Below are 12,263 nucleotides of genomic sequence, written 5' to 3' on the forward strand. Positions count from 1 at the left end.
GTCTATCTCAAACTGGATTAGTGGTAGGGGGCAACGTCAGGACCCAAGGCTAGTACCCGCTTGGGGGTGGGTCGCGCGCGTAGTAGGCGTCTATGTGTCGGTTATCTGGAAGCCATAGCCATAGCTTTTCGGGGACCCGCCCGCTAACTAGTTTTCCAGAAGAACCCTTTGTTGGCCTCTTCATAATTTATGGAATCTGCGACGGACTTAGCCAAAAGGTCTTGATCTATTTCGCCAGCCGCGTCCCCTTGCACTTCGGGAATTGCGAACACCCGAAGAACTCGGAACCGGTTCTCTTGTTTGCCCGCAGCACCAGTGCTGAACCACACTTGGGGCAAGTGTTCGCCGCTTTCTTAACGTGCTGGATATGCGCCCGCTTTGCGTCCTTGGTCGTCTGGAAATCACCACGGGCAAGCTTCTCAGAAATAGCCGCGACTTCGCTATCATTGAAAAGGACCTCCTGCCGTGTCAGAATTGAATGCGCAAGCCCCCGCACATTCCAACACACGTCTGACGGCATTGGCGATTTGGGTTCAGCGGACCCCGCGAAAACGACCAGATTGTGAATCCGGCGTTTGTCGACACCAAGCGCCTCTTGAATGGCTTTTACGTGCTTAAAGTTTTGACGCAATGGGTTCTGAAATCGCGTCTTACGGCCGTAGATCGTTTGTGTCCAAGAAGCCTGATCCGCGCTGCCAAATATCCATCCCTGCATGTTTTTAGTTTCGATTACGAAGACACCGAACCGTGAGACAACCACATGGTCAACCTGCGTTGTGCCGCCAAGAGACGGCAAGGTCAGGTCTGCGAAGACGCGATAGCCTTCCGGCAGGTGCCGTTCGAGAGTAGAGTTTACGCGGCGCTCTCCAACTGACCCTTTGAAGCTAGGGGAGTTGAAGTACCAGAGGCCGTACGCAACAAGGCTGAAGAAAACTATCGCGAGAAATGTTTCCATGAATTTTCCATGCTAAGGCCTTGCGTGCGCGGCGTTGTCTCAGCCGAAAGTAGGAGCCTTAGTCCAACACGCGGTAACGCCCGCCGCTTTCCCATTTCACAATGTCAGAATCCTTCGGAACTTCCAAAGTGTAGTAGCTGAATTCTGACGCTTGCTTAATCCATTTGTATTGGGCGCGGGTGAATCGCAGCATCATGAGGTTTTCGCGTATCTCTGTGTGGATTTGTTGAATGTTGGCGTTGCGCGCGAACGCAGCAGATACGAATTCCACAGTCCGGTAACCTGCGCCAATGGTGCGAGCGCTGCCGTCCGCTTCCCAAAGTTGCTGGCGCATCGCGGGTCCATAAGCATCCCGCATGGCAGGAAGCATCTGGGATTGCTTGTTCACAAGAAGCCGCCGGAACTGTTCCCGCTTTCGCTGCGCCTCTTCATTCAAGTCCAGCTTGCCGCCTTCCTCATAAAGCAAGGCCCACGCGCCCATCAGCAGCAAGCCAACGTTAATATTGGAAACATCATCAGTGTATTTAGACGCCGAAATACCCGGAATAGAAGCAATCTCGCGGTCGAGTTGTTCGATATGTTCAACTAGTTTTGTTCGTTGCTCCACCGCGCGACGCTCTGCGTCTTTGGCACGCAGTTCAACCTGTGCCTGCTCTCTTTCTGCTGCGCGGGCAGCTTCGGCTATTGCGTCCTCCGCTATTCTTGCCGCCTCCTCTTCTTCGATCTTTGAAACCTCAAGTGCATACCGCTCGGGAGCTAGCTGTTCCAATTCGGCAAGCCATTTTGTCTGATCTTGGCTTTCCAGAGCGGCTAAGTACGCCGTTGGGTCCGTTTCGCGCAGTGAGACCATTTTTTCGGTCTCGGATATCAGCCCCAAGGAAGCAGTGGTTGTCAGAAGCCCGACAAAAAAGGCGATAGATATGCTAAATCCACGGTGACCCAAGTGGAATTTGGGAAGCGGTTTGATAAGCGCAAAGAGCGGCACAACTAAAAACACTGCCCCAATCCAAACACCGGCTTGCGGCGCGGCTGTCGCAAGGATCATGCCCGCGATTGTCAGACAAACAACTATACCGAAAGCTTTGAAAAACGCCTTCATTTTCAATTACCTTGTGCCTAAAGATTGAAGAGTGAAAAAACGCCACCCTCAAAAAGATACCATGCCGATTTGCGCGCTTCATTGGTGACGAACGGGTAAATAACCCGCCGCTGCGCCGGATTTCCACCGCCTTCGCAAGTGATCCGGTGGACATATAATGCTTCGCTGCTGAGCGTCATTCCCTCTTGCAAGGGCAGGAAAAGCTCAAATTCAGGATTGGCAAAAAACGTGTCATTCTCGTACCGCGTGTAAGTCGAAGACTGTCCAGCATAGTCGCAGGTGTAAAATACACCTTCTGCGAAACCGCGATTGAAAGCTTGGGATTGACCGATAATGCTTTGCGGATTGATAAACCAAGGTTCGCCAGTGAAACCAACAACCGACCAGCGGGTGTCAATGAAATCGGCGTATGCCGGGGTGTGCAGAGTTATCGCAAGCACGGCGGCAAGTATTGTGGAAAATGTTTTCATCATATTCAATAATCAAAGGAACGGGGCGCATTCGCTGCGTTGGTTTCCATGTCCATGCATCCCTTTAGAATGCTGTATGAGCCGCCGCTCACTTGCGCCACTTCATCACAATAGTTGCGCGACTTGCCGGAGATTTGCGCCCAAACTGGTTTCAAAGCGTTGTACAACTGTTGTTCAATGTCCATGCATCCGTTGAAAATCATAGCGGACCCGCCGCTTACGTCCGCAACCTGTTGGCAGTAACCTTCAACGTTGTAGCGGGGGATGGTCTGCGCTTGCACGGAGGGTGCCAGACAGACAAATGCTGTTGCAGCAAGGAATTTGGTCCTGTTCAAAGTATGCCCCTCAAGGTTCGCATTGCCCGTTTTGCTCCACCCTAGCGCGAAACAAACTGAGCAATCCAGTCAGAATGACGCCTCACTTGAATGCTAAGTGGTAATGAGGGCAGTAATTTGACAGGCAGAAGGCAACGACCGGTATTCACCGCGCAACGCATCTATGTGCACGACACAGACCAACTTTGGGCGTGCAGCGTGTCGAAAAACTCACAATATCTAGGAGCGTCAGTCATTCGGTGGCCGGTGCCCAACCAGATTTCAAAATTTGAGGCAAAATCATGAGATACGAAATCCAACGCGTAGCGAACATCACACCCCCTGACGGGGACGATGCAGTCTTCTATGAAGTCTGGGATGTTGTCGAATTAGACGGTGAAGAGCGCGTGCACCGCAATCATGACCGAGCGTTCAAGACCGAAGCTGAGGCGAAAGCTTGGATTGATCAGCATTCGGATTGAAGTTCGACAGGATGGCGTCGTGCTCAATAGCAAGGGCGGCGGTATCCATGGCGCAAGGGAACGCGGACCTGATTGAAGCGCCGCCAGCCGCCCCGACTCTACCATACATTTTAGGGCCTATCTACCATACTATTTCGGAGCAATGAGGCCTAAGTAACTGATTTTACATGATAAAAAAATGGTGGGTGATAAGGGATTTGAACCCCTGACATCTTCGATGTGAACGAAGCGCTCTACCACTGAGCTAATCACCCGGTCGGGGGCTTTTAGACTCAGTCTTCATCCTCTGCAAGGGTCTCTTTGTCGGCATTGGCACCACCGCCACCCTGCCGCAATTTGCAGATCAGGACGCGTCCGTTCCCTGTTTCCTTGATGCGGGTTGTCTTGAGTCGCCCCATCGGTTGCAGGATCAGTTCGCGCCCTTCGGCCACCGCCTCGCCCAGCACGGCAAGCATCGCCTCGACCACAAGTTTGGCATCCTTCTTCTTGACGCCCGAGCGTTTCACGACCTTTTCCAGCAGATCGCGCTTTTTCATCTCGGGTCCGGTCGCGACCGGCACCGAGGATGTCACAAGCTTCGGTTCGGCCGCCGCCGCCCCTGCCACGGGAATCACGGGGGTAAGGCCAGCCAGAGGCGTCGCTGTCGCGGCCTGCACGGGCGTGCTTGCGTCTGGTGTGGTGGCATCGAGCGGCCTTGCCGCTTTGGTCGCCTTCGCAGGCATTTTCGGTGCAGGAATTTTGCCTGGTTTCGCTTTGCCGGAAACCGCTTTGGCCTGCGCGGGCTTTGCAGGGCTACGCTTGGCCACAGTGGTCTTTGATCCTGCCGTTTTCGACGTCGGCTTCTTGGCTGCAGTCTTTTCAGCATCCTGCAAATTGATCACCTTGCTCATCACACTGGTTCCTACTTTTGTTTCCGTTTCACAAACGCATAGCGCGGATTCGAGAACAGTGCATGGAAAATCGGCGGCCTCCTGAGGGACCGCCGATCAAGGTGTTGCAACTTGGTCAGAATTGACACTTCCGCGTTAATGCGTGACGGCACTCGAAGGTTCCGCCTTGGCTACGGCTGCGGCGGCGGCCGCGGCTTCCTCGGCCTCTTCATCCCATTCGATGGGTTCCGGCTTGCGAACCAAAGCATGTTCCAGCACTTCCGAGACATGGCTGACCGGAATGATCCGCAGACCCTGCTTCACATTGTCGGGGATCTCGGTCAGGTCCTTTTCATTCTCGGTCGGGATCAGCACCGTTGTGATGCCCCCCCGCAGCGCCGCCAACAGCTTTTCCTTCAGGCCGCCAATGGGCATCGCATTGCCGCGCAATGACACCTCGCCGGTCATGGCGATATCCTTGCGGACAGGGATCTGCGTCAGCACTGACACGATCGAAGTGACCATTGCCAGACCGGCACTAGGCCCGTCCTTCGGCGTCGCACCGTCCGGGACGTGCACGTGGATGTCGATCTTGTCAAAGCGCGTCGGCTTGACCCCGATCTTGGGACTGATCGAGCGGACATAGGAACTGGCTGCGTCGATGCTTTCTTTCATGACATCGCCCAGTTTGCCCGTGGTCTTCATCCGACCCTTGCCCGGCAGGCGCAAAGCCTCGATCTGCAACAGATCACCGCCCACGGATGTCCAGGCCAGCCCCGTGACAACACCGATCTGGTCCTCGGCTTCTGCCAGACCATAGCGGAATTTCTTCACGCCAAGGAACGTGTCCAGATTGTCCTCATTGATGACAACCTTGCTGACCTCTTTCTTGACGATCATGGTTACGGCCTTGCGCGCCAGTTTCGCGATCTCGCGCTCCAGGTTCCGTACACCCGCCTCACGGGTATAGCGGCGGATCATCTCGTTCAGCGCACCATCGGTGATCTCGAACTCGCCTTTGCGCAGCCCGTGATCCTTGATCTTTTTCGAGATCAGATGCTGGCGCGCGATCTCGCGCTTTTCGTCCTCGGTATATCCCGCAAGGGTGATGATCTCCATCCGGTCCAGAAGCGGGCCAGGCATGTTGTAGGAATTTGCCGTGGTCAGGAACATCACGTTGGACAGATCGTATTCCACCTCAAGATAGTGATCCACAAAGGTCGCGTTCTGTTCCGGATCAAGCACTTCAAGCATGGCGGATGCCGGATCACCGCGGAAATCCTGCCCCATCTTGTCGATCTCATCCAGAAGGATCAGCGGGTTGGTGGTTTTCGCCTTTTTCAGCGCCTGAATGATCTTGCCAGGCATCGAGCCGATATAGGTCCGGCGGTGGCCACGAATTTCGGATTCGTCACGCACCCCGCCAAGGCTGATGCGGATGAATTCGCGCCCCGTGGCGCGGGCCACGGATTTGCCAAGGCTGGTCTTACCCACGCCCGGAGGACCGACAAGGCACATGATCGGGCCTTTCAGCTTCTGGCTGCGCTGCTGCACGGCCAGATATTCGACGATCCGCTCCTTGACCTTTTCAAGCCCGTAATGGTCGGCATCCAGCACATCTTGCGCCTTGTGCAGATCTTTCTTGACGCGGCTTTTCACACCCCATGGCAGACCCAGCATCCAGTCCAGATAGTTCCGCACAACCGTGGCCTCGGCCGACATGGGCGACATGTTTTTCAGCTTTTTCAGTTCGGCATCGGCTTTGTCGCGGGCTTCCTTGCTCAGCTTGGTGGCCTTGATACGCTCTTCAAGCTCGGCAACCTCGTTGCCGCCCTCCTCGCCGTCACCAAGCTCCTTCTGGATCGCCTTCATCTGCTCGTTCAGATAGTATTCGCGCTGGGTGCGCTCCATCTGGCTTTTGACACGGGTCTTGATCTTTTTCTCGACCTGCAGAACAGACATTTCGCCCTGCATCAGGCCGTAAACCTTTTCCAGCCGCTCGCTGACGCTGAGGGTTTCCAGCAATTCCTGCTTCTGGCCGACATCAATACCCAGATGGCCCGACACCAGATCAGCCAGCTTTGCCGGATCAGTGGTTTCCGAAACGGCAACCAGCGCCTCTTCGGGGATGTTTTTCTTGATCTTGGCGTAACGCTCGAATTCGGCGGTCACGGTCCGCAACAGCGCCTCGACCGTGGCGGCATCGCCACTTGTCTCGGTCAGATATTCAGCCCGTGCCTCGAAGAAGCGGTCATTTGTCAGATATTCGGTGATCCGCACCCGTGCCTGCCCTTCGACCAGCACCTTGACTGTGCCGTCAGGCAGTTTCAGCAGTTGCAGCACATTGGCCAGCACACCGGTCTGGTAAATCCCGTCCGAGGCGGGATCGTCGATCGAGGGATCAATCTGGCTGGACAACAGGATCTGCTTGTCATCGGCCATCACTTCCTCAAGCGCGCGCACCGATTTCTCGCGGCCGACAAAAAGCGGCACAATCATATGCGGGAACACGACAATATCGCGCAGAGGCAGAACGGGATAGGAGGGGTTCAGGGGGTCTTGCATGCTCGGTCCTTTGTTCGGCAGATGTCGCAGCCCCGACAATCGGCAGCTGGGGCATCTCCGTCTTTATCATTCGTTAATCTGGGGCAGTTGGCACCGTCTTTCAAGCACCGACCTGTCACATCTCGCCCCAGAATGCCCTTGTGCCGCGGTCAGGGCAAGACATGAGATGTCTGCATTTCGATAGGTCCCGATTGCATCGGGACATGCGCGGGCCAGATCACCCTGCCATTCACTGATCGCGCCCGCGCGCGCAGAAGCAAGAGACATCGACCGGCAGATCGGCGCGCGCTGTTGCCAGATCCAGACGCTGGCGGATCAAAAGCGCCTCTGGCGTGCTATCCGCGCCGCGCGCTTTCAGGCAATCCATCAACCCGCGCAGGGCCCAGATATTGTCGGGATGGATCTGCGCGCGCGTCAGATTGCCGCCAAGCCCCAGATCGGCGCGGTAGACCACTTCGGCCTCGTCCACATGACCTTGTTCAAGCAGCAGCGCACCCAAGGCATGGCGCGTGGGCTGCATCCAGCCCCAAGGCTCGTCATAGGGCAGATTGTCATCCGCCGCGACCGAAGCGCGCAAATGCGCGAAAGCGGCGTCATAATCGCCGCGACGGTACGCGATCTCGCCCGACAGCATCTCTTCGGCGATCGCAAACAGATCCTGACAGCTATTGTTGTGCAACAGGCGGCTGTCGGGCACTTTCGCACGCGCCGCGCGGAACAGCACCTGTTCGGCCAAGGCCCGATCGACCTGCCCCAAGGCGGCATGGGCCACGCCCTTGGCATAGTGGATCATCGCGGTCAGATTGGCATAGAGCACCGGATCGTCGGGCAGTTCCTGCGCGATGATCTCCTCCCATTTGCCAAAGCGCACATAGACATGCTGCTTGACCGCCAGATAGCTTTCGAAGAAATCCGCCATGGGTGGCGATGCGATCCGCAGGAAGGCCTCGGGCATGGTGGCGATCAGCTCCTCCGCCGCGTCCAGAGCCGCGCGATACTGGCCCAGAAACATCGCGCCATAGACGGCGAAATGGTAATCATGGACGCGGTAGCCGGTGTAAAAATTCATCACACCTTCGCGCTCCAGATATTTGCGATCCGCTGCAATGGCCTGCAGGTTCCAGTGCAACGCGTCATGGTAATTGCCGCAAAGCACGTCGATATGCGTGGGCATGTGCACCAGATGACCCGCGTCGGGCACCAGCGTCCGCAACACATCCGCCGCTTTCATCGCCTTTTCGGGAAAGGGCGACATTTCCATCAGATGCACATAGAGATGCAGGATACCGGGATGGGCCATTGCATCGGGCAGATCGCGCATCGCGGCCTCCAGAAGGGCGCGCACCTCGGCAGTTGCGGCCCCAGCGGCAGGCTGGCCGGACCGCAAATCCCACATCTGCCATGGCGTCAGGTCCATGATCGCCTCGGCGCTCAGCGCTATGATGTCGGGATCGCGCGGATAAGCCTGCCGGACCGCGCGCATCGCATCGGCATAGGCGCGGTCCCACGGTCGCATATCCTCGACCGGCTCGGCCTGCGGATAGCGCGCAGCCAGCGCCGTGATCAAGGCGCGCTCGGACGCCGTGACCTGCTCCACAAGCGCCAGAGCCGCCTGCGAAGCGTGGTAGGCCCGCGCCAAAGCCGCCGCCTTGCCAGCCGCATCGTAAAGCGCCCAAGGCATGTTGTAATTGGGCCCCAACGCATAGGCGATACCCCAATGCGCCATCGCGCAGGCAGGATCGGCCAGCAGCGCCTTTTCGAAACAGGCCACCGCCTCGGCATGGTTGAACCCGTAGGTCCAGTTCAGACCGCGATCGAACCAGCGCTGCGCCTCGGGCGATGCGGTGGTCACCGCACGCGTATATCCGCCCAGATCATAGCCATAGTCCATCCCCTGCCCCTTTATTGCCCGCCGCATCCGTGGATGGATATTTAAGGCAAGAAGAAACCGGATGTTAAGGTTAATCGGCGATTCTGGAGCCACGGTACAGGCGGGGACGCCGATGACCGTGCAGGAAGAAACCCCCTTCCGCACCCGCCGCCGGCCCCTCTGCCTGTCAGCCCCGTGCGGGAGGGGTCACTTCCCTGCCGGTTTCTTCTTGCCCCAAATATCCAATCCGATCGCTCCGGAAGGCTCAACGCACAGGAATATCGCCCTCGGCCCGCTGCGCGTGGAAATCGGCCTCATAGGCGGCGAAGCGGCCCGCCGCGATGGCGTCGCGCATGCCCTGCATCAGATCCTGATAATAATGCAGGTTATGCCATGTCAGCAGCATGCCCGAGATCATCTCGCCCGCGCGGAAAACATGGTGCAGATAGGCACGGGAATAGCCGCGACAGGCGGGACATGTGCAGTCTTCGTCCAGCGGCCGCGGATCGTCCTGATGCCGCGCGTTCTTGATATTGACCACGCCATGCCGCGTGAAGGCCTGTCCCGTGCGGCCCGAGCGAGAGGGCAGCACGCAATCCATCATGTCGATGCCGCGCTTGACGGCCCCCACGATATCGTCGGGCTTGCCGACCCCCATCAGGTAACGCGGTTTGTCGGCAGGCAACATGTCGGGGGCATAATCGAGCACGCCGAACATCGCCTCTTGCCCCTCACCCACCGCCAGCCCGCCGACGGCATAGCCGTCAAAGCCGATGGCCTTAAGCAGTTCTGCGCTTTCACCGCGCAGATGCTCGGTCACGCCGCCCTGCTGGATGCCGAATAGCGCATGACCGGGCCTGTCGCCAAAGGCCTCGCGCGAGCGTCTGGCCCACCGCATGGACATCTGCATGGATTTCTCGACCTCGGCCTCCGTGGCGGGAAGCGCCGGGCATTCGTCGAAACACATCACGATATCGCTGCCCAGAAGCCGCTGGATTTCCATGCTGCGTTCCGGTGTCAGATGGTGTTTGGACCCGTCAATATGGGATTTGAAGGTCACACCCTCTTCGGTCAGTTTCCGCAGACCCGACAGGCTCATGACCTGAAAGCCACCGCTGTCTGTCAGGATCGGCTTGTCCCAGTTCATGAAGCGATGCAGCCCGCCCAGACGGTCGATCCGTTCCGCCGTGGGACGCAGCATCAGATGGTAAGTGTTGCCTAGCAGGATGTCCGCGCCCGTCGCGGCCACGCTTTCGGGCATCATCCCCTTGACCGTCGCCGCCGTGCCGACCGGCATGAACGCGGGCGTCCGGATCACGCCGCGCGGAGTTGATATCTCGCCCAGGCGCGCCTTGCCATCCGTGGTCTTGAGGTCGAAGCGGAACCGCCCTGCCGTTTGTGTCATCTGTCTGCCCTTTGTCGCACCGGCCTCCTATGGGACGTTTTGCGCCAAAAGCCAAGACAGCCGGCAGGGCGGAGTGGCGCTTACTTCACGGATTTGCCACCAACCGACAGATTGGCCTTGCCCGCACCGGAATTGGCGGTGGCCAGCACTTTCGGCTTTTCCTGCTTGGGTTTCTTGATCTCTTTGTTGCCTTTGGTCTTGTTGCCTTTTTTGGACATGACCGGTTCCTTCCGGCTGAATCTCCGCGCGGCTTATGCCCTGCGGATCGAACCCCGCCCCGTCAGCACGTGACCCCGCACAAGAACGGGGGCGCAGGCTGGTGCATTCAAAAAGGGCAGGACAGAGTTGACCACGCTGCGCCGGAACAGCCCGGCAAGACAGCGCGTAGCCTCAAGATATGCCTCCCGCGGTGCCGTTACAAGCAGACAGGCTGTGTGTCTGTGCATGTGCGCCGGCACTGGACGAATCCGGTCCCTATCCTTATATGTTCAGTCAGGAAATCCGCAGGACAGATCGCAGGACAGACCATGACCCAGAATGCCGAACCCCTTGAAGGCACGCCGCTGATCGCGCCCTCCAGCACCGACCATCCGATGTACGAGGATGTGGTCGCCGCGTGCCGGTCGGTCTATGACCCTGAAATTCCGGTGAATATCTACGATCTGGGGCTGGTCTATACCATCGACATCAATCCCGAGAACGAGGTCAAGGTCATCATGTCCCTGACCGCACCGGGTTGTCCCGTCGCAGGCGAGATGCCCGGCTGGGTGGCCGATGCGATCGAGCCTTTGCCCGGCATCAAGCATGTCGATGTCGAACTCACATGGGAGCCACAATGGGGCATGGACATGATGAGTGACGAAGCGCGGCTGGAACTCGGATTCATGTAATCGCGCGGAAGTGATCCTTGCGAAAGGGTCCACCGCAGACCGAAAGGCAGGAACAATGTTCGCCATACCCGGAAAACAGGCCGTGACGATCACGGAGACTGCGGCAAAGCAAATCGCCCGCCTGATGCAGAAGGACGGCCATATGGGCCTGCGCATCGGCGTCAAGAAGGGGGGCTGCGCCGGAATGGAATACACGATGGAATACGCCGCCGAGATCAACCCGATGGACGAGGTGGTGGAACAGGACGGCGCGCGCGTGATGATCGCACCCATGGCGCAGATGTTCCTGTTCGGCACGCAGATCGACTATCAGACCTCGCTGCTGGAATCGGGGTTCAAATTCAACAACCCCAATGTCGAGGATGCCTGCGGATGCGGCGAATCGATCAAGTTCAAGGATGTCGAGGCGTTGGCCGCGGAACGCGAAGGCCAGTAAGCGCGCGCCCTGCCCCTTCTATCTGGCACTGCCGCCCTCTCGTCTGTAAGACAGACAGGCAATGACAGGGAGGCGAGTGGATGCGGCGTAGACTGGCGGCAGGCAACTGGAAAATGAACGGCCGGTTGGCCGATCTGGATCAACTGGCTAAAATCGCCTCGGCATATCCCGATCCGGCTTGCGATATGTTGCTTTGCCTGCCCGCAACCCTGATCCATACAGCGGCGGCCCGCCTGTCAGACACATCCGTGATGGTCGGCGCACAGGATTGCCATTGCGCGGCATCAGGCGCGCATACCGGCGATATTTCCGCTGTCCAACTGGCGGATGCAGGCGCGCGGGCTGTCATTGTCGGACATTCTGAACGGCGCGCCGATCACAGCGAGACAAACGGGACTGTCTGCGCCAAGGCTTTAGCTGCGCATGGTGCAGGCCTGACCGCCGTGATCTGTCTGGGCGAGACACTGGCCGAACGCGACGCGGGCCGCACATTGGATGTGATCGGAGCGCAGCTTGCGGCGTCAGTGCCGGAGGCGGCTGGGGCAGAGAATACCGTGATCGCCTATGAACCGGTCTGGGCCATCGGCAGCGGGCGAAGCGCCACATCGGACCAGATCGCGCAGGTGCATGCCTTCCTGCGCGCCGGATTGGTGGAACGTTTTGGCACGCAGACCGGAACCGCGATCCGCCTGCTCTATGGTGGATCGGTCAAACCCGACAATGCCACCGAGATTTTCGCTATTCCCGAAGTGGATGGCGCACTTGTGGGCGGGGCCAGCCTGACAGCAGATGATTTCTGCCCTATTTTGGCGGCTTTGGCGGCTGCGCAGGACTAGGGCAGTTTGTCGTCGCCACATTATCTGGTGCATCCGGTTGCCACACCATCCGCAAACCGCCGCCCCATAGGG

Annotated in this window: 13 protein-coding genes and 1 tRNA gene; 4 read left to right on the forward strand and 10 right to left on the reverse strand. The window is 58.1% G+C overall.

The genetic code is table 11. From position 1 onward, the window contains the following. Positions 1-226: 226 nt before the first annotated feature. From K7H22_RS09890 to K7H22_RS09905, 4 genes are read right to left on the reverse strand one after another with little or no spacing between them, the layout of a single operon-like run. The gene (locus K7H22_RS09890) at positions 227-955 is read right to left on the reverse strand and encodes a nuclease-related domain-containing protein (protein WP_230800590.1); all 729 of its coding nucleotides are present in this window, start codon (positions 953-955) and stop codon (positions 227-229) included. A 58-nt stretch (positions 956-1,013) separates the two neighbouring features. After that, positions 1,014-2,054, reverse strand: a complete 1,041-nt coding sequence (locus K7H22_RS09895; protein WP_230800592.1) for a hypothetical protein — start codon at positions 2,052-2,054, stop codon at positions 1,014-1,016. Positions 2,055-2,071: 17 nt separating this feature from the next. After that, a complete protein-coding gene (locus tag K7H22_RS09900) occupies positions 2,072-2,527 on the reverse strand; it encodes a hypothetical protein (protein ID WP_230800593.1) in 456 nt (151 codons plus the stop codon). 2 nt (positions 2,528-2,529) lie between these two features. Beyond that, positions 2,530-2,859, reverse strand: coding sequence for a hypothetical protein (locus tag K7H22_RS09905; RefSeq protein ID WP_230800595.1), 330 nt, complete (start codon positions 2,857-2,859; stop codon positions 2,530-2,532). Between the two features lie 281 nt (positions 2,860-3,140). On the opposite strand from K7H22_RS09905, the gene K7H22_RS09910 reads away from it, so the two are divergent. Then, positions 3,141-3,320, forward strand: coding sequence for a hypothetical protein (locus K7H22_RS09910; RefSeq protein WP_230800596.1), 180 nt, complete (start codon positions 3,141-3,143; stop codon positions 3,318-3,320). 179 nt (positions 3,321-3,499) lie between these two features. Here the strand turns inward: K7H22_RS09910 and K7H22_RS09915 are convergent. The 6 genes from K7H22_RS09915 to K7H22_RS09940 form a co-directional block, all read right to left on the reverse strand. Further along, a tRNA-Val gene (locus K7H22_RS09915) sits at positions 3,500-3,574 on the reverse strand. A gap of 18 nt (positions 3,575-3,592) precedes the next feature. Continuing rightward, positions 3,593-4,210 carry an HU family DNA-binding protein gene (locus tag K7H22_RS09920; protein WP_230800600.1) on the reverse strand — a complete coding sequence of 206 codons (618 nt, stop codon included), beginning with the start codon at positions 4,208-4,210 and terminating at the stop codon, positions 3,593-3,595. A 135-nt stretch (positions 4,211-4,345) separates the two neighbouring features. Next, positions 4,346-6,754: an endopeptidase La gene (gene lon / locus K7H22_RS09925; protein ID WP_230800602.1), complete on the reverse strand. Its 2,409-nt coding sequence runs from the start codon at positions 6,752-6,754 to the stop codon at positions 4,346-4,348. 229 nt (positions 6,755-6,983) lie between these two features. Next, on the reverse strand, positions 6,984-8,645 hold the full coding sequence (locus K7H22_RS09930; RefSeq protein WP_230800604.1) for a hypothetical protein: 1,662 nt from the start codon (positions 8,643-8,645) through the stop codon (positions 6,984-6,986). A gap of 244 nt (positions 8,646-8,889) precedes the next feature. Then, a complete protein-coding gene (tgt, locus tag K7H22_RS09935; protein WP_230800608.1) occupies positions 8,890-10,029 on the reverse strand; it encodes a tRNA guanosine(34) transglycosylase Tgt in 1,140 nt (379 codons plus the stop codon). 80 nt (positions 10,030-10,109) lie between these two features. Next, the gene (locus K7H22_RS09940) at positions 10,110-10,247 is read right to left on the reverse strand and encodes a hypothetical protein (RefSeq protein WP_230800610.1); all 138 of its coding nucleotides are present in this window, start codon (positions 10,245-10,247) and stop codon (positions 10,110-10,112) included. A 309-nt stretch (positions 10,248-10,556) separates the two neighbouring features. On the opposite strand from K7H22_RS09940, the gene K7H22_RS09945 reads away from it, so the two are divergent. The 3 genes from K7H22_RS09945 (at position 10,557) to tpiA (ending at position 12,191) form a co-directional block, all read left to right on the forward strand. Then, positions 10,557-10,919 carry an SUF system Fe-S cluster assembly protein gene (locus K7H22_RS09945; protein WP_230800611.1) on the forward strand — a complete coding sequence of 121 codons (363 nt, stop codon included), beginning with the start codon at positions 10,557-10,559 and terminating at the stop codon, positions 10,917-10,919. 55 nt (positions 10,920-10,974) lie between these two features. Beyond that, positions 10,975-11,355 (forward strand): HesB/IscA family protein, encoded by a 381-nt coding sequence (locus K7H22_RS09950; RefSeq protein ID WP_230800612.1) that lies wholly within the window; start codon positions 10,975-10,977, stop codon positions 11,353-11,355. 80 nt (positions 11,356-11,435) lie between these two features. Beyond that, positions 11,436-12,191 (forward strand): triose-phosphate isomerase, encoded by a 756-nt coding sequence (gene tpiA / locus K7H22_RS09955; RefSeq protein WP_230800613.1) that lies wholly within the window; start codon positions 11,436-11,438, stop codon positions 12,189-12,191. Positions 12,192-12,263 lie beyond the last annotated feature (72 nt).

It is taken from the genome of Seohaeicola saemankumensis (genome assembly GCF_021021435.1).
GTDB lineage: Bacteria > Pseudomonadota > Alphaproteobacteria > Rhodobacterales > Rhodobacteraceae > Seohaeicola.

Bases quoted from the DNA above. Each gene is read 5' to 3' on its own strand.
- lon (WP_230800602.1), bottom strand. From the start codon at position 6,754: ATGCAAGACCCCCTGAACCCCTCCTATCCCGTTCTGCCTCTGCGCGAT.
- K7H22_RS09895 (WP_230800592.1), bottom strand. From the start codon at position 2,054: ATGAAGGCGTTTTTCAAAGCTTTCGGTATAGTTGTTTGTCTGACAATC.
- K7H22_RS09940 (WP_230800610.1), bottom strand. From the start codon at position 10,247: ATGTCCAAAAAAGGCAACAAGACCAAAGGCAACAAAGAGATCAAGAAA.
- K7H22_RS09890 (WP_230800590.1), bottom strand. From the start codon at position 955: ATGGAAACATTTCTCGCGATAGTTTTCTTCAGCCTTGTTGCGTACGGC.
- K7H22_RS09900 (WP_230800593.1), bottom strand. From the start codon at position 2,527: ATGATGAAAACATTTTCCACAATACTTGCCGCCGTGCTTGCGATAACT.
- K7H22_RS09945 (WP_230800611.1), top strand. From the start codon at position 10,557: ATGACCCAGAATGCCGAACCCCTTGAAGGCACGCCGCTGATCGCGCCC.
- K7H22_RS09920 (WP_230800600.1), bottom strand. From the start codon at position 4,210: ATGAGCAAGGTGATCAATTTGCAGGATGCTGAAAAGACTGCAGCCAAG.
- K7H22_RS09950 (WP_230800612.1), top strand. From the start codon at position 10,975: ATGTTCGCCATACCCGGAAAACAGGCCGTGACGATCACGGAGACTGCG.
- tgt (WP_230800608.1), bottom strand. From the start codon at position 10,029: ATGACACAAACGGCAGGGCGGTTCCGCTTCGACCTCAAGACCACGGAT.
- tpiA (WP_230800613.1), top strand. From the start codon at position 11,436: ATGCGGCGTAGACTGGCGGCAGGCAACTGGAAAATGAACGGCCGGTTG.
- K7H22_RS09930 (WP_230800604.1), bottom strand. From the start codon at position 8,645: ATGGACTATGGCTATGATCTGGGCGGATATACGCGTGCGGTGACCACC.
- K7H22_RS09910 (WP_230800596.1), top strand. From the start codon at position 3,141: ATGAGATACGAAATCCAACGCGTAGCGAACATCACACCCCCTGACGGG.